Genomic DNA, 16,224 nt, shown 5'->3' with positions numbered 1-16,224 from the left:
CTGACGTCACGTCAGGGCGGGCTTGCGAGCCATGATCTGGATCCCCGTCGACTCATTGCCGTTCATCGTGGACACCGTCACGGTCCGGGTGCCGATGCCTTCGAAGTCGGCGAGCAGCGCGGTGAGCCACTCACGGGAGTGGTGGCGGCACACGGCGCCGTCGCCGGTCTGGAACACGCCGTAACTGACGTCGCCCTGGCCGCCGTTGACGGTGGCGTAGCGGTCGTAGCGGCCGCGGTTGCCCTCGTCGTCCTGCAGCAGGAGGTCACTGACGTAGAGGACTCCGCCGGGCTTGAGAACGCGGTACAGCTCGGCGATCAGCCGGCGTTGGGCTTCGTCGCCCGGGACGCAGGTCAGCACGGCGAAGAGCAGGACCACGTCGAAGTCGGCGTCCTGGGAGGGCAGGGACGGAGGTGTGTCGAGGGTGGTGAAGTGCATGGCGGGGTGCAGGTGTTGGGCGCGCTCGATCATCGCCGGTGAGATGTCGGCGCCTGTCAGATCACGGAAACCGTGCTGTTGGAGTTCGTCCATCGTGCGGCCGTATCCGCATCCGTAGTCGAGAATCGCGGCCTGCCTGCTGATCCCCTCCAGCCAGGGCAGATGGAGGGGATGCGTGAAAGTCTTCGTGGCCGCGGCGGCATCCCAGTAGGGGATCTGGGTGTCGAGGCGGTCGGTCACGGTGGATTCCTTTCCGCGGAACAGCAGAGGGTGGCCGCACTGTCCAGGCCTCCGACCGCAAGCCTAGGACGCCTCCTGGACGTAGGGCTGCGCCTCAGGCGGTGTACCGGCTGCGGTCGCTGTCCGACTACTCCCTGTGCGGGTGACGCCGATGCCGGCGACGACCACGCAGGCGATGCCGGCGGCGGGTGCCGGGCCGGGCGTCTGGCCGAGCACACGGAGGCCGATCGCTGTGGCGATGGCGGGTTCGAGGCTCATCAGGGTGCCGGAGCGTCGGCTTCACCGCCCGCGATGAGATCACCATCGCCACCGGCCACATCGCCACCATCATGTGGCGGCTGGCCCGCTGGGTGGATCGGGACGCCGGACCTGTGTCGAAGTGCGGCTTCCAGCCGGTCGCGGGCCTCGGTCTGGGCAGCGATCCGTTCGTTGAGGACCGCCAGCCGTTCCGAGGCGACCCGCAGGCCCTTGTCCGAAGGCGGTGCCGTGGCCACCTCGCCGTCCAGGCAGGGCAGGAACACGCGCACGTCATCGAGGGTGAGTCCGGCGGCCAGCAGGTAGCGGATGTTGCGGACCCGTACCACTGCCCGTTCGTCGTAGCCGCGGTAGCCGTTGGAGGCCCGCTCGGAGGAGATCAGCCCGGCCTGTTCGTAGTGCCGCAGCGCACGGGGGCTCGTCCCGGTCGCCTGAGCCAGTTCGCCGATCCTCACCCGTTGCACCTCCCGGGCCACTCCTATCACGCCACGACCGCCCCGCCGTCGACCGGGAGAACGACCCCGGTGACGAACGACGCCGGCCAACTCCCCGTCGAAGTCGTCGAGTTCACCGACCAACTGTGTTCCTGGGCCTGGGGATCCGAGCCCGTGTTCCGCCGGCTCCGGGCGGCCTTCGCGGGACAGGTCCGCTGGCGTCGCGCGTACTGCATCCTCTTCGACCACGACGACGACCCGGCCCCCGACCCCGCCGCGGAGACCGCCTGGTACGCGCGCTACGTCGAGGACATCAGCGCCCACACCCACGCCCCGCGAGCCGTGCGGCTGAGCCGGGTGGCCGCGAGTTCCTGGCCGGCCTCCCTGGTCGCCAAGGCAGCCGAAGCACAGGGCCCCGAGGTGGCCGATCGGGTGCTACGGCGGCTGCGGGAGAGCGTGTTCGGGCTCGGGGAGCCCGCGGACACGGCCGAGTCGGCGCTCTCCGTGCTGTCGGGCGTACCCGGTCTCGACGTCAACCGGCTCGCGGCCGACGCGGCGTCGGACGAAGTGCTGGAACGAGTACGCGCCGATCACGCCGAGGCGCGTCGTCCGGTCGACGAGGTGCTGTCGGTGCACGGCTGCGAGTCGCCGCATCCCGGCGCCGCGAAGGAGACCCCGGACGGTCAACACCGGTACGCGCTACCGACGTTGCTGGTGCGCGGCGCCACCGGCCGCCGTACCGTGCCCGGTTGGCGGCCGTACGCGGAGTACGTCTCGGCCGTCGTCGGACTCGGCCCGGAACTGGCGCCCGCTCGCACGGAGTTGCCCGCGAAGGAGGCGCTCGCGCGGTACCGGACTCTCACCGAGCCGGAGCGTGTGTCGCTGACCGACGGCCGTCCGTGGACCCCCGGTGACGCCGTTCGCGTCGAGACCGGCAACGGGCCGCTGTGGCTCCACCCGGACGAGGCCGCCGTACACCCCGCGCTGACCCCCAGCTCCTGACAGGCCTCTGATCAGCGGTCAGAGACCGTCCCGCCCAATGAGACACCAATTGGTGTCCATTGGCAGTCCCCGACGACCGGCCCCAGGATGTGCACCATGCTCACGACGCACCCCGGTGTGGTGTGCCGCTACGTGGACCTGCGGCGCACCTGTAGCGCTCTCTGTCGCTGACCCGCCGCCCCCGGCCCACAGGCGCCTGACCCCGTTCCCGTAGGTACGGGCGCTCCACCGCCTCGCCGACCGGCGCCCGTCTTCTCGCACCGCGCCGTCCTCTCGCGCTTCGTCGCCTCTTTCCCTGCCTCCGTATCCCGGTCCTCCCCCGTGATCCGCCGACGCCTCACGCCTGGGCGCGGCATGCCTCCATGCGTCCCGAAGCCGCACCGGCATGTCCGTCGCCCCGGTCCGTGCGCTGTTCGGCCCCCGGGTGTGCCGCCCTCGCTTCCTTTCCGCTGCCCCGGCGCGGCCGGGAGCCCTCGAAGAAAGAAACAAAGATGTCCGGACGACTCACGCCTCGCAGCCGGCGGGCGGCCTTCCGACCCGGCAGACTGCGTGCCGCCGCCCTGGGGGCCGCCCTCGCCACCGTGCTCGTCCCCGCGCTCAGCGCCTGCGGCGGCGACGCCTCGACGGCCGGCGGCAACGCCACGCTGAAGTGGGCCTCCTCCTATTTCCCCACCCACTGGGACCCGGTGGTCGGCGGCAGTGGCGCCCAGTTCCGCGAACTGGCCCTGACCGACGACTACGTGGCCGTACAGGCGCTCGTCGCGGCCGGACTCGGCGTGAGCCTGCTGCCGGGACTCACCCTCCTCGCCAACCGGCACCCCGGGGTCAGCCTCCACCGCATCCCCGGCATGCGCCGCCAGGTCGTGGCCGCCGTCCACGGCAAGCCGCCCGCGTCCCAGCCCGCGCAAGTGCTCCTCGACGCACTCCCCGCGACCGTCACCGAACCGGAATGGCCGACCTGACCGACTCAGGCCTTCTCGGCATCAGCGGTGATCCAGTCGGTCACCTGCCGTACGTACTCCCGGTATCCGGACCGGGCGGCATCCACGATCGCGGGGACCTGCTCGGGTTCGCTGTCCAGACACAGCTGTACGAGGACGTGGTGCGGGCCGTCCGCCGGGGCGAGGGCGTCGGCCAGTTCGGCGTCGATCATTCCGGCCCGCTCGGCCGCGCCGAAGGAGGCTGCCGGTGTCCCCGGTTGTCGGCCCGACAGGGCCGCCCGGTTGATGGCGGTGGCCAGGTCGTACAAGAGCGCCAGAATGCGTTCGATGACGAGCCCGGCGCCCGGATCGGCCGCCAGGCGGGCGCTGTCCAGCGCTCCGAGCCCGTCGAGTTGCCCGACCGACTTGCGCATGGTGATGAGCCGGTGCTCGATCGACGCCCGGTCCACGGGCAGTTGGGCCGCCCCCGCGCTGGATGTGGTCATCGCCGCATCGTGCCACCGTGGGGTCCGCGCCGGCGCCGCCGATTCCGTCTGGTGGGACATCCGGTGGACGACCTCGGGTGGCGGGTGGACAGTCGATGCCCGTGGTCCGCCGGGCCAGCCGGAGCAGGGGGTGCCGAGTGCGGTCGTTGAGTGACCTCTTCCGTAATTTCATGCAGCTCGGATACGTGACGGACGATATCGACGCGGCGGCCGCCTTCCTCGAATCGAGGCTGGGGACCGTGCGATCCGTCAAGCACTTCAAGTCGTCGCTGGGCGGCGGCCTGCCGCCCGTCGGTGCCGACGCCCGGCGCACCCCCTTCGTGGTGGTGGACGGTGTGCCCGCCGACGAGTGGGTCATCGATGTGGCGCTGGTCAATGCCGGGCCGACCAACCTGGAGATCATCCGTCCGGTCGGCGGCGCGGTCGACCTGTATCGCGGCGCCGTGCGGCCCGGGGAACCGGCGACGCTGCATCATCTGGGCTTCCGTGTCGACGACTTCGACGAGGCGTCCGCGGTCGTCGCCGCGAGCGGCAGGACCTGGAAGCAGTTCGGGGACAGCGGTGGCATCCGGTTCGGCTACCTCGACATGACGGCCGAACTGGGCCACTACGTCGAGGTCATGGAGCTGGACGAGGCGTCCGCCCAGGGGTTCGCGCACCTTGAGGCCGCGTCCAACGCGGGCCGGTGACAAGGGAATTCGGGATCGGGAGAGGAAACGTCATGAGTGACGAAGGCACAGCCGATTCCTACGACGTCATCGTCGTCGGTTCGGGCGCGGGGCTCGTCGGCGCGTATGCGGCGGCCTCCCGCGGGCTGCGTACGCTGGTCATCGAGAAGACGGAGTACGTCGGCGGGACCACGGCCTATTCGGGCGCCGGGATCTGGCTGCCCGGCAACGCGGCCGAGCAACGCGCCGGTGTCGAGGACGGTCCGGATGTCGCACGTCCCTATCTCGACGCGATCGTCGGCGACGACTCGCCGGCCTCGTTGCGCGAGGCCTTCCTGCGGGCGGGGCCCGTCCTCATCGAGGAGTTGGAGCGCAATCCACGGTTCGGCCAGTTCGTCTGGCAGGGCGTGCCCGACTACTTCGCCGGACGGCCGGGGAGCCTGCCGCAGGGGCGCACCATCTTCCCTCCGGACCTGGACCGGTCCGAACTCGGCGCCCTGGAACCGCTGGTGCGCAGGCCGCTGTGGACGGAACGCTGGGGTGTCGAGGTCGGCCCGAGGATGATCGGCGGGCAGGCCCTGATCGGCCGGGCGCTGCTCGCCTTCATGGAGACCGGCAACGGCACCGTGCGCACGAACACCGGGCTGACGCGCCTTCTCGTCGAGGACGGCGCGGTCGTCGGCGTCGAGGCCCTGAGCGAGGGCGAGTCGGTGGAATTCCACGCCCGCCGTGGCGTACTCCTCGCCGCCGGCGGCTATGAACGCAACGGCGAGCTGCGTGAGCGGTTCCAGCCCGGGGTCACCGACGAGTGGACCCAGGGCTGCCCCGGGAACACCGGCGACGCCCTCGTCGCGGGCATGGACATCGGCGCGGCGACCGACCTGCTCGACGAGTCGTGGTTCGCACCGGGCCTCGTCGTGCCCGACACCCGCCCGGTGTTCTACACGTCGGTCTGGAGCGGCATTTGGGTCAACGCGGCGGGAGAGCGCTACATGAACGAGCGTCTCCCCTACGACCGCGCCGGTCACGAGATGCTCAAGGCGCACAGGTCGTCAGGCGTGTCGCACCTTCCGACACACTGGGTGTTCGACCAGCGCCAGCTCGACAACAGGAGGGCGTTCGCCGGGCTGCCGGTCGCGCCGCAGGTTCCGGGCTGGTTCGATGTCGAGAAGTTCCTCGCCGCAGGTGTGCTGAAGCGGGCCGACACACTGGAGGAATTGGCCGGGTTGATCGGTGTGCCGCCGGGTGCGCTCACCGAGAGCGTCGAGCGGTTCAACGGGTACGCCCGTGGCGGCAAGGACGAGGAGTTCGGCCGGGGTGAGGATCCCTGGGACCTGATGATCACGCAGATCGCGGGGTCCCACACCGACGGTCCGAACCCCTGTCTCGGGGTGATCGACAAGGCGCCGTTCTACGCGGCCTCGATCGTGCTGTCCGACCTGGGGACCAAGGGAGGTCTCAAGACGGACGGCCACGCCCGCGTGCTGCGGCCGGACGGTTCGGTGATCGCCGGTCTGTACGCGTCGGGCAACACGATGGCGCCCATGTCCGGCCGGATCTATCCGGGCGCGGGCGGTCCCGTGGGTTCGTCGATGGCGTTCTCGTACATCGCCGCGGTCGACATGGCCGACGAGAGCTGACCGGCACGTGCAAGGCCCTCAACTCTCTCTCGAAGAAGGTCTCTTCGAGAGGGAGTCCCGTGTTCACGCGGATTCGGTGGAGTGTCCGGGGAACAGGGACAACGCGGGGTCCAGGGCGACGGCGGCGTTGTTGACCGCGGTCGCGACCTCCCCGAAGCCGACGGACATCAGGCGGACCTTGCCCGGATACGCGGTGACGTCGCCGGCCGCGTAGATCCGCTCGACCGTGGTGCGCATCCTGGTGTCGACGACGATCGTGCGCCGCTCCAGGGCGACGCCCCAGTCGGCCAGCGGTCCGAGGTTGCTGATGAAGCCGAGCGCGGCCACGACGGCGTCCACCTTCAGCACCCGGGGCTCGGTCTCCCCGTCGACCTTCAAGTGCGCCCGGCGCAGCCGGTGGTCGCCTGCCAGGGTCTCCACCTGGGCGTTGGTGACGATGCCGACCCCGCACTCGTGCAGTTCGCGGACGCTCGCCGCGTGGGCCCGGAACGTGCCGCGGCGGTGTACGAGGGTCACCGAGCGGGCGACCGGGTGCAGGGCCAGGGCCCAGTCGACGGCGCTGTCCCCACCGCCGACGACGAGGACGTCACGGTCGGTGTGTTCGGCCGGATCGGGGACGAAGTAGCTCAGTCCCCGGTCGAGGAACTGCTCGCCGGCCGGGAGGGTCCGCGGGGTGAACGTGCCGATCCCGGCGGTCAGTACGACGGCTCCGGCATCCACCGTGACGCCGTCGGAGAGGGTGACCTGCGGCCGTCCGTCGGGCGAGTGGGCGAGGCCGACCGCCTGGCGGCCCAGGAGATACGTCGGTCCGAACGCGTCGGCCTGGTCCTTGAGGGCGGCGACGACGTCACGGCCTCGGGTGCCGGGGACGGCGGCGATGTCACGGATCTCCTTCTCCGGGTAGAGCGCGGTGATCTGGCCGCCGCACTGCGGCAGCGCGTCGACCAGGACGGTCCGCAGCCCGCGGAAGCCCGCGCAGTAGGCGCCGTAGAGCCCGATCGGGCCCGCGCCGACGATGAGGATGTCTGTGGTCACGGTCTCGGCCACGGGCCGGCCTCCTGGGGTGATGGGGAGTGTGAGCAGCGGACGGCGGTGGTCGGCCGGCCGAGTTTATGGCGGCTCCGATCAGGGCCGTCGGCTCCGGTCCCGCCTGATGGGACGGTCGGTGGACGGTCCGTGACGCCGCGTGGAGAGTCGCTGTCACGGGCCACCGCGACGACGGACGGCTTTCTGCGGACGAGGAGGGCGAGGCTCGTGAGCGACGAAGTACGGGTGTGGATCGATCAGAAACTGTGCACGGGTGACGGCCTGTGCACCCAATACGCCCCCGAAGTCTTCGAGTTCGGCGACGACGGACTGGCCTACGTCAAGAACGGCGAGGACGGGGAACTGCTGACGCCCGAGGGTGCGCAGGCCGATGTAGCGAACCGGCTGCGCCTGGACGTGATCGACGCAGCCGACGAGTGCCCGGGCAACTGCATCCATGTGGTGCGGAGCACCGACGGGATCGAGGTCGCCGGTCCCGACGCCGGCTGAGATGTCTTTGCGTGAGCAGTGGAAGGAGTGATGTTCGGTGTCTGCCGTGGTTGAGCCCCAAGTGGACCGTCGTGTCCCGTGGTTCGAGGGCGATGTGCCGCCCGAGAAGGTCCCGGAGAAGTACCGGCTTTCGCGTGCGTTCGTGCCCAAGGCCCGTTATCTGGACCCCGAGTTCCTCAAGCTGGAGCTGGAGAAGGTGTTCACGCGGGCCTGGTTGATGGCCTGCCGGGTGGAGGAGCTGCCGGGTGTCGGCTGTTTCGTCGAGTACGAGATCGGTGGTCATTCGATCCTGATCGTGCGGGAGGGCAAGGACTCGATCCGGGCCTATTTCAACGCGTGCCGGCATCGCGGTACGCGGCTGGCGCGGGGCCGGGGCCGGGTCGGCTCCCTCATCTGCCCGTTCCACGGCTGGCGTTGGAACCTGGACGGTTCGATCCGGCTGGTGCTCGACCGTGAGGAGTTCGTGCCGCGCTCGGACGACGACCTCGGTCTGGTGCGGGTGCGGGCGGAGCAGTGGGGCGGGTTCGTGTTCATCAACATGGACCCGGACGCGAAGCCGCTGCTCGAATACCTCGACCCGATCCCGCGGATCTTCGCGCCGTTCCAGTTCGAGCACATGCGGTACCGGTGGCACAAGAGCGTGCTGCTGCCGTGCAATTGGAAGACCGCGCTGGACGGATTCCTTGAGGCCTATCACGTGGCGGGGACGCATCCGCAGCTGTACCGCTTCGACAAGTCGAACACCAACATCGCCTCGATGAAGGAACTTGAGAACCGGATGTGGGCGCCGACGACCGTGTACGAGCGGCACGCGCACTATTCGAGTGTCGGCCCGAAGAAGAAGGACGCCGGCAAGGACCCGGCCAACCGGGGCACGGGGGGCGTGACCGACGAACGGCTCAGCGTCGCGCTGAGCGTGCAGTACATCGCTGACGACATGCGCGGTCTGGAGAACGAGCGGAGCTGGCGGGCCGCCGAGGCGCTGAAGACGGCGGAGGTGCCGGAGGGCATGACCGCCGGTCAGTACTACATGCGGCTGTACAAGGAGTTGTCGCTCGCCGAGGGCTACGACTGGCCGGACATCACGCCCCAGCAGTGGGCGGAGGCCGGTACGGCGTGGAACGTGTTCCCGAACACGATCCTGCTGCCCAACCAGGGTTCGGTGTTCGGCTACCGGGCGCGGCCCGACGGGCTCGACCCGGACCGCTGCGTCTTCGAGATCTTCAGCCTGGACCAGGTCCCCGTCGCCGACTACGACAAGAAGCGGGACTTCCAGCCGCAGTTCTTCGAGGACTTCCGCGAGGCCGACCTCGGCGAGATCTTCACCCAGGACCTGCTGAACGCCAAGGAGGTCACGGTGGGCATGCACTCGCCCAGCTTCGACGGCCACCGGCTGAGCGAGGAGCAGGAGATGACCATCTACAACCACCACCGGGTGGCCGACCGGTTCCTCTGGACGGACTGACCCGTCCGACGTCCGATCCGTGGTCCCGGCTCCCAGGAGCCGGGACACGATCGTGTCGGCGGCCTACCGCCGGACCCAGCCGACGTCGTGCCAGTAGGTCTCCAGCTCCCGCACCGGCTTGGGCCAGGTCTCGATGTAGGTGACACCCTCGGGTCCCGCAGTCATCGTGTACGGCGTGCCTGCCCGGCTGAGGAAGACGTCCCCCGGGCCCACCCGCACGGTCTGCGGCTCTCCCGACTCGTAGTGCTCGATGTGGTACTCGCCGGCGAAGACGAAGAGCATCTCGTCGACGTTGTGGTGGTGCCGGGGCACCGTGAAGTTCGGCCGCACGCGCAGCGGGTTGCGGTTGAAGCGCGGTATGTCGATCGGTTTCGTGGTCACCCACATCGCGCCGTCGAACGTCGCCGCGAAGTCCACGGGCGCGTCCCGCAGCAGACCGCCGTCGTTCCAGAAGTACTGCGGATGGCCCTGCTGCTCCAGGCCCATGGGAACCCAGTCCGCGTCTTCCACGAGATCACCGAATGTAAGAGTCACGCGGCGACCGTACGCACGGCCGGACACGGTGTCGTCGGGAGGTTCCGCTCATCGGGACCCGCCCGCAGGGGGCCGCGGTCCCGGCCAACGGGATTCACGTATGACACGCCCCACCCCGGTCCCCAGTATCGGTTTCATGGGAATCGAGTATTTCAACCTGCTGTCGGACGAGGGCTGGATCGAGTTGCCGGTCGACCAGTCCACACCCACCTATCTGTGGCACGGAGGCGGCCTCCTGGCCGACGCTCCGGTCGACATGGAGCAGACCTTCAAGGGCAACATGTGGTGGTCGACCAAGGTGGACCCGTCGTTCAACATCAACGGGCTGCGCTGCGCCCCGAACTTCGCGGTGCCCCGGCACCACCACAACCTCGATGAGTTGATCATCGTCTTCGGCGGGGAGTTCCACGTCGCCTGGGGCGCGGACGGCACCGAGGGCAGCCGCACGGTCGGGCCCGGCGAGTTCTGGATCAGCGAGGCCGGAACTCCCTATCTGATGACGGCCGGTGCCGAGGGCGTGACCTACGCCGAGACCTGGCCGGAGCCGATGGAGAACCTGGAGACGTACTGGCACGACGCGGGCTGGGTCCACCGCGATCACTGACCGACCCTCACCATTCCGTCTCCTCATTAAAGGCCCGACGGCGACCGAACAGCGGACAACCACAACAGCTCCCGCACGACCCATTCCGACCGACTGCAATTACGTATACTCTTCTTGCTCACGGGTCGGTTCTGCGGGAAGCCGCGTGGGAGCCGGTCCGTCTCGTCGCCGGTCGTGACGTCCACGCCACGCCGGCCGACATGGTCTGCCGCGGCGCCCGGCCCTCGTGCCGTTCGACCTCCACTCGCGGCTCTCTCTTCACTTTCTCGGACGGCAGCGCCGCCGCACGGCGCCGCCGGTCGCTGATCGCAGCGAGTGCCGGGCACTCGCCGACACGTTGGGACGCAGACATGATCGAGTCGGTCGGACGAGCCATCTCCTCACCCAGGTCACGCGCGTCGGTCGCGCTGGTGTCGGCCACACTCCTGCTCGCGGGCTGCGGCAGCGGCGGTGACGGCGCCTCCACCGCCGCGGACAGCACGAAAGTCCCGGCCGCACTGGCCGGCGCCTTCCCCGGGAAGAAGGCCACCGGCACACCGGTCAGGATCGGCCTCATCACCAACGAGGGCGGCTCCGCGATCAGCCAGCCCGAGACCAGGGAAGCCGCCCAGGCGGCCATGAAGTACGCCAACGCCAACCTCGGCGGGATCGCGGGCAGGCCCGTCGAACTCACCGTCTGCAAGACGAAGGAGGAACCGGCGACAGCCCGGGACTGCGCGAACCAGATGGTCGAGCAGAAGGTCGACGCGGTAGTCCTGACCAGCAGCGGTCTGGGCGACTCCATGGTGCCGATCGTGACGAGGGCCGGCATTCCCTGGGCGACCGCCATCGCCGCGAGCAACTCCGAGGGCACCACCGCCAACGCCTTCTCCTGGACGGGCGGTTTCCCGACGACCATGACGTCGATGGCCGCGTACGCGAAGGAGAAGGGGTACAAGAAGGTGGCCGCGTTCGTGATCGACGCACCGGCCGCCGTCAGCGGCATCGAGGCCATCGGCAAGCCGGTCTTCGCCAGGGCGGGCATCGGCCTCCAGGTCGTGACGGTGGCCGCGGGCACTCCGGACGCGTCTCCGCAGGTGAGCGCCGCGCTGCGGAACAAGCCCGACGCCGTCGCCGTCGTCGCGGATCCGACCGTGTGCACCTCCGTGCTCCAGGCCATGGGCACACTCGGCGCCGGCATCGCCCGGATGACCGTCCAGTCGTGCGTGTCCCCCGAGGTCGTGCAGGCGGTGGGCGCGGGCATGGACGGCGTCCAGGTCTTCAGCAGTTTCGACGCAGCCAGCGACGACCCGGAGGCGCAGCTCTTCCAGCAGGTCATGAAGGAGTACAGCCCCGACACCGCGACCCAGGGGTACGCGGCGATCGGCTACCAGGGCGTCCTCGGTCTGGTGCGCGCCCTGCACGGACTGACCGGCACGGTCTCGGCGAAGACGATCACGGCGGCGCTGCGCACGGCGAAGGACGTCGTACTGCCCGCGGGCCACGGCATCACCTTCAGCTGCGACTCCAAGGCGGTACCGGGACTGCCCGCGGCCTGCTCGGCGAAGGAGGTCACCGGCACGGTGTCGTCAGACGGCAAGTTGGGCCAGTTGCGGGTCGTCGACCCCAGTTCGTTGTTCGCGCGCTAGTCGAAGCAACGGTGGTCGGAGCAACCGGGAGGGACGGTCTCGCCGATGAGCCAGTACGTCGTGTTTCTCTTGCTGGGGCTGGGAAGTGGGGCGGTGTTCGGCGCGCTCGCGCTGGCACTGGTGCTCACCTACCGCGGTTCCGGGGTGGTCAACTTCGCCACCGGGGCGATCGCGTTGTACAGCGCGTACACCTACGCGTTTCTGCGCCAGGGCGAGTTGCTGGTGCCGCTGCCGGGGCTGCCGAAGAAGGTCGGACTCGGCGGACCGCTCGGTCTGTTCCCGGCGGTGGTCATCTCCCTTGTCCTGGCTGCCCTGTTGGGGGTGCTGCTGTACGGGCTGGTCTTCCGGCCGTTGCGGACCGCGCCGCCGGTGGCGAAAGCCGTCGCCTCGATCGGGGTGATGCTGGTGATCCAGGCCGTGCTGGCCGCGGGCGTCGGGACGGGCGCCGTATCGGTCAAGGCCATCCTCCCCAACGACCCGGTGTCCTGGGGCGGTTCACTCATCCCGGGCGACCGGCTGTGGTTCGCGGCCGTCATCGTCGTACTGACCGTCGTGCTGGCGCTGGTGTTCCGGCTGACGCGGTTCGGTCTGGCGGCCCGGGCGGTGGCGGAGTCGGAGAAGGGCGCGCTGGTCAGCGGGTTGTCGCCGGAGCGCATCGCGATGGCGAACTGGGCGCTGAGTTCGGCCATCGCCGGGCTGTCCGGCATCCTGATCGCACCGATCGTGCCGCTGGTCCCGGTGTCATACACGCTGTTCATCGTGCCGGCCCTCGCGGCGGCGCTGGTCGGCAACTTCACCGCGCTGATCCCGGCCGTGGGAGCCGGACTTGTCATCGGAATGCTCCAGTCGGAGCTGCAGTTCCTGCAGGGGAAGTGGTCGTGGCTGCCCCAGACCGGTCTGGCCCAACTGGTGCCGCTGGCCGTCATTTTGGCCTACCTGGTGGTGCGCGGCCGTCCGCTGCCCACCCGTGGCTCGCTGATCCAGCAGGCGCTCGGCCGGGCACCGCGCCCGGACCGCGTACTGGTCCCGGCCGTCGTGAGTACGGCCCTGGGTGGCGTCGTGCTCCTGGCCACCCACGGCAGTATTCGCGCGGCGGTGATCACCTCGCTGACCCTGGCGGTGATCTCGCTGTCGCTGGTGGTCGTCACCGGGTTCGCCGGGCAGATCTCGCTGGCGCAGCTGACCCTGGCCGGAGTCGGCGCGTTCAGTCTGAGCAAGCTGAGCGCGGGATGGGGTATACCCTTTCCGCTCTCCCCGCTGCTGGCCGCCCTCGCGGCGATGGTGATCGGGGTCGTGATCGGGCTCCCCGCACTGCGGATCCGCGGCCTGCCCGCAGCGGTGGTCACGGTCGCGCTGGCGGTGGCGCTGGAGGCCTTCTGGTTCCGCAACCCCGAACTCAACGGCGGCCTCGGCGGCTCCAAGATCCCCTCTCCACACCTCTTCGGCCTCGACCTGGGCATCGGCTCCGGCGAGGACTATCCGCGCCTCCCCTTCGCGCTGCTGTGCCTGGTGGTGCTGTTGCTGGTCGGCCTCGGCGTGGCGTGGCTGCGGCGCAGCCGGCTCGGCGCCGCGATGCTCGCTGTGCGCGCCAATGAACGCTCGGCCGCGGCGGCGGGTATCGACGTCGCCCGCACGAAGATCGTCGCCTTCGCGATCGGCGCGTTCGTCGCCGGGCTCGGCGGCGCCCTCCTGGGCTACCAACAGACCGTCGCGGACGCCGAGATGTTCACCGCGATCGGCGGCCTGGGCCTGTTCGCCACCGCGTACCTGGCGGGTGTCACGGCCCTGTCCGGCGGTCTCGTGGCGGGGGTGATGGGGGCCGGCGGGCTGCTGCCCGTCCTGCTGGACCGGGCCCTGTCCCTCGGCGAGTGGTACGACGTGATCATGGGCATCGGTCTCGTCCTCACCGTGATCACCAACCCCGAGGGCGTCGTCGGCCCGGCACACGAACTCGCGGCACGGCTCCGGCGCGCACGCCGTCCGGCCGCCGTCGACGACACGGATACCGATGGCCTCACCGAGGCGGCACCTGCCTCCCGCCCACCGGTCCCCGATCCGGGCGAGGTTGTCCTCTCGGTCCGCGACATCGGCGTTCGCTACGGCGGTGTGGTGGCCGTCGACTCCGTCTCCTTCGCGGTGCGCTCGGGCGAGATCGTCGGCGTGATCGGGCCGAACGGTGCCGGGAAGACCACTCTGCTCGACGCGATCAGCGGATACCACCGCAGTACCGGAACAGTGGAGTTCGACGGCCGGGAGATCTCGTCCCTGAAGCCGCATCAGCGCGGCCGGGCGGGCCTCGGGCGCACCTTCCAGGGCATCGAGCTCTACGAGGATCTCAGCGTGGAGGAGAACGTACTGGTCGGGGAGGCCGCGGCCCGGCACGGCGGCGACCATGTCGGTTCCGTGCAGGGGCCGGAGCTGCGGAACCGGCTGTTCGAGACACTGCACCTGAGCCGGTTCCGGGACCAGCCGGCCCGTGAACTCTCGCAGGGCAGAAGGCAGTTGGTGTCCATCGCGCGTGCCCTTGCGGGCCGCCCCCGGATGCTGCTCCTGGACGAGCCCGCGGCCGGTCTCGACAGCTCCGAGAGCCGCTGGCTCGGCGACCGGCTGCGGGCCGTGCGGGCCGACGGCGTGACCGTGCTGCTGATCGACCACGACATGGGGCTGGTGCTCGACGTGTGCGACCGGATCGTCGTACTGGACATCGGAAAGGTGATCGCGGACGGAACTCCCGCCGAGATCAAGGCGGATCCACGCGTCGCCACCGCCTATCTCGGCGCGACGCAGGACGATACGGACCAGGTGCGCGGGGAGGTCGTCCAGTGACCGGGCCGGAGTTGCTGAAGTGCGAGGGTGTGGACGCGGGTTACACGAAGGGGCGACCGGTGGTGCGCGGCTTCGACCTGAAGCTGCTGCCCGGTGAGGTCTTGGCCCTTCTCGGACCCAACGGGGCAGGAAAGACAACCCTGTTGACGACGCTCGCCGGTCTCCTGCCGCGCCTCGGCGGGACGGTGGCCCTCGACGGCCGGGAGATCCGTGGGGGCCGGGCGCGCGAGGCAGCCCGGCGGGGGCTGGTTCTCGTGCCCGACGACCGCTCCCTGTTCACGCAGTTGACCGTGCGGGACAATCTGACGCTCGCGCGGCGGCAAGGCAGCACCGTGGACCAGGTGCTCGACTTCTTTCCGGCACTGGGGAAACGACTGAAGGTCGCGGCCGGCCAACTCTCCGGCGGGGAGCAGCAGATGCTGGCCCTGGGCCGGGCCATGGTCCAGGATCCGCGGGTCCTGCTCGTCGACGAACTGAGCATGGGGCTGGCACCGGTCATCGTCGAGGAACTGCTGCCGGTCGTACGGCGCATCGCCGAGGACACCGGCGCGGCCGTCGTACTGGTCGAGCAGCACGTCCGGCTGGCCCTCGACGTGGCGGACCGGGCAGTGGTCCTGGTGCACGGCGAAACGGTCCTCAGCGACTCCGCCGACCGGCTCGCGGCCGACCCCGGTCTGCTGGAGCGCGCCTATCTCGGCGAGCGGGCACCGGATCCGGTGGCCTGAGCGGACCGGGCCGTACTCGCCTACGGGTCGAGGGTGAGCCTTCGGGGACGATGGTCGGCGAGTACGGCGGAACCTGTCCGGGCGGAGGTCGCGTCAGCGGGGGCAGCGTGTCGAATGCGCCGGTTCCCGATCGACGTGAAAGTGGAAGCACCACCTCCACGACTCAGGAGCGCCCCATCGTGACCGTGACCGCGGATTTCGCCATGTCCCTCGACGGATACATCGCCGGTACCGGCGTCACCCTCGACAACCCCGGAGGCGACGGCGCCGAGCCGCTCTTCGAGTGGATCCACAACCTGGCGAGCCGGCGGGAGCGCCAGGGCATGACCGGTGGGGAGGAGAACCGCGACTCGGCGCTGATGCGCGAGTGGTTCGACGCCACCGGGGCGGTGGTCATGGGCCGGACGATGTACGAAACCGGCGAGGAGTTCTGGGGCGACAACCCGCCGTTCCGTACACCGGTGTTCGTGCTCACGCACCGCCCCCGGCCCACCCTCGTCAAGGAGGGCGGCACCACCTTCGCCTTCGTCACGGACGGCATCCACGCCGCCCTCGACCGGGCGAAGGCCGCCGCAGGTGAAGGAGCGTCGACATCGCCGGTGGCGCGAGCACGGTCAGGCAGTACCTCGGAGCGGGGCTCGTCGACGAACTCCAGCTGCATGTGGTGCCCGCGCTGCTCGGCGACGGACTGCGGCTCTTCGAGGGAACGGGCCCGGTACGGCGGCGCGTCGAGCAGGTCAGGGTGGTCGAGACTCCTCTCGCAACCCACCTGAAGTACCGCTTCACGCGCTGACCGGTCCGGG

The 16,224-nt window shown here is 70.0% G+C and carries 16 protein-coding genes and 1 pseudogene; 11 read left to right on the top strand and 6 right to left on the bottom strand.

The window, feature by feature from the left end; genetic code table 11:
- Positions 1–6: 6 nt before the first annotated feature.
- The 3 genes from ACIBJH_RS35915 to ACIBJH_RS35905 form a co-directional block, all read right to left on the bottom strand.
- Positions 7–678, bottom strand: a complete 672-nt coding sequence (locus ACIBJH_RS35915) for a class I SAM-dependent methyltransferase (RefSeq protein WP_399121138.1) — start codon at positions 676–678, stop codon at positions 7–9.
- A 63-nt stretch (positions 679–741) separates the two neighbouring features.
- Complete coding sequence (locus ACIBJH_RS35910; RefSeq protein ID WP_399121137.1) at positions 742–936, bottom strand: hypothetical protein; 195 nt, start codon at positions 934–936, stop codon at positions 742–744.
- Positions 936–1,388 carry a MerR family transcriptional regulator gene (locus ACIBJH_RS35905; protein ID WP_399121136.1) on the bottom strand — a complete coding sequence of 151 codons (453 nt, stop codon included), beginning with the start codon at positions 1,386–1,388 and terminating at the stop codon, positions 936–938. The genes ACIBJH_RS35910 and ACIBJH_RS35905 overlap by 1 nt, the downstream gene beginning before the upstream one ends.
- A 69-nt stretch (positions 1,389–1,457) precedes the next feature.
- On the opposite strand from ACIBJH_RS35905, the gene ACIBJH_RS35900 reads away from it, so the two are divergent.
- Both ACIBJH_RS35900 and ACIBJH_RS35895 read left to right on the top strand, forming a co-directional pair.
- The gene (locus ACIBJH_RS35900) at positions 1,458–2,369 is read left to right on the top strand and encodes a DsbA family protein (RefSeq protein ID WP_399121135.1); all 912 of its coding nucleotides are present in this window, start codon (positions 1,458–1,460) and stop codon (positions 2,367–2,369) included.
- 491 nt (positions 2,370–2,860) lie between these two features.
- Positions 2,861–3,331: a LysR substrate-binding domain-containing protein gene (locus tag ACIBJH_RS35895; protein WP_399121134.1), complete on the top strand. Its 471-nt coding sequence runs from the start codon at positions 2,861–2,863 to the stop codon at positions 3,329–3,331.
- A gap of 5 nt (positions 3,332–3,336) precedes the next feature.
- Here ACIBJH_RS35895 and ACIBJH_RS35890 read toward each other — a convergent pair whose 3' ends face one another.
- On the bottom strand, positions 3,337–3,795 hold the full coding sequence (locus ACIBJH_RS35890) for a hypothetical protein (RefSeq protein WP_399121133.1): 459 nt from the start codon (positions 3,793–3,795) through the stop codon (positions 3,337–3,339).
- A gap of 170 nt (positions 3,796–3,965) precedes the next feature.
- On the opposite strand from ACIBJH_RS35890, the gene ACIBJH_RS35885 reads away from it, so the two are divergent.
- Both ACIBJH_RS35885 and ACIBJH_RS35880 read left to right on the top strand, forming a co-directional pair.
- Positions 3,966–4,484, top strand: coding sequence for a VOC family protein (locus ACIBJH_RS35885; protein WP_399121132.1), 519 nt, complete (start codon positions 3,966–3,968; stop codon positions 4,482–4,484).
- 32 nt (positions 4,485–4,516) lie between these two features.
- The gene (locus ACIBJH_RS35880; protein ID WP_399121131.1) at positions 4,517–6,103 is read left to right on the top strand and encodes an FAD-dependent oxidoreductase; all 1,587 of its coding nucleotides are present in this window, start codon (positions 4,517–4,519) and stop codon (positions 6,101–6,103) included.
- Positions 6,104–6,166: 63 nt separating this feature from the next.
- On the opposite strand, the gene ACIBJH_RS35875 is transcribed toward ACIBJH_RS35880, so the two are convergent.
- A complete protein-coding gene (locus ACIBJH_RS35875) occupies positions 6,167–7,150 on the bottom strand; it encodes an NAD(P)/FAD-dependent oxidoreductase (RefSeq protein ID WP_399121130.1) in 984 nt (327 codons plus the stop codon).
- Between the two features lie 207 nt (positions 7,151–7,357).
- Here ACIBJH_RS35875 and ACIBJH_RS35870 point away from each other — a divergent pair, with 207 nt between their 5' ends.
- Together ACIBJH_RS35870 and ACIBJH_RS35865 are read left to right on the top strand one after the other, a co-directional pair.
- Positions 7,358–7,639: a ferredoxin gene (locus ACIBJH_RS35870; RefSeq protein ID WP_399121129.1), complete on the top strand. Its 282-nt coding sequence runs from the start codon at positions 7,358–7,360 to the stop codon at positions 7,637–7,639.
- 37 nt (positions 7,640–7,676) lie between these two features.
- Positions 7,677–9,104, top strand: a complete 1,428-nt coding sequence (locus ACIBJH_RS35865) for an SRPBCC family protein (protein WP_399121128.1) — start codon at positions 7,677–7,679, stop codon at positions 9,102–9,104.
- A gap of 63 nt (positions 9,105–9,167) precedes the next feature.
- On the opposite strand, the gene ACIBJH_RS35860 is transcribed toward ACIBJH_RS35865, so the two are convergent.
- Positions 9,168–9,638 carry a cupin domain-containing protein gene (locus tag ACIBJH_RS35860; RefSeq protein ID WP_262060166.1) on the bottom strand — a complete coding sequence of 157 codons (471 nt, stop codon included), beginning with the start codon at positions 9,636–9,638 and terminating at the stop codon, positions 9,168–9,170.
- Positions 9,639–9,774: 136 nt separating this feature from the next.
- On the opposite strand from ACIBJH_RS35860, the gene ACIBJH_RS35855 reads away from it, so the two are divergent.
- From ACIBJH_RS35855 to ACIBJH_RS35835, 5 genes and pseudogenes are all read left to right on the top strand, one after another.
- Complete coding sequence (locus tag ACIBJH_RS35855) at positions 9,775–10,242, top strand: hypothetical protein (protein ID WP_399121127.1); 468 nt, start codon at positions 9,775–9,777, stop codon at positions 10,240–10,242.
- A gap of 350 nt (positions 10,243–10,592) precedes the next feature.
- Positions 10,593–11,870, top strand: a complete 1,278-nt coding sequence (locus tag ACIBJH_RS35850) for an ABC transporter substrate-binding protein (protein WP_399121126.1) — start codon at positions 10,593–10,595, stop codon at positions 11,868–11,870.
- 45 nt (positions 11,871–11,915) lie between these two features.
- Complete coding sequence (locus ACIBJH_RS35845; RefSeq protein WP_399121125.1) at positions 11,916–14,696, top strand: ATP-binding cassette domain-containing protein; 2,781 nt, start codon at positions 11,916–11,918, stop codon at positions 14,694–14,696.
- On the top strand, positions 14,693–15,421 hold the full coding sequence (locus tag ACIBJH_RS35840; RefSeq protein ID WP_399121124.1) for an ABC transporter ATP-binding protein: 729 nt from the start codon (positions 14,693–14,695) through the stop codon (positions 15,419–15,421). Before ACIBJH_RS35845 ends, ACIBJH_RS35840 begins: the two co-directional genes overlap by 4 nt.
- A 179-nt stretch (positions 15,422–15,600) precedes the next feature.
- Positions 15,601–16,214, top strand: a pseudogene (locus ACIBJH_RS35835) (dihydrofolate reductase family protein).
- The last annotated feature ends 10 nt before the right edge of the window (positions 16,215–16,224 follow it).

The organism is Streptomyces sp. NPDC050548 (genome assembly GCF_044457385.1).
GTDB lineage: Bacteria > Actinomycetota > Actinomycetes > Streptomycetales > Streptomycetaceae > Streptomyces.
The sequence above is the reverse complement of the archived record's forward strand: the minus strand, read 5'-3'. Positions and strand labels throughout refer to the sequence as shown.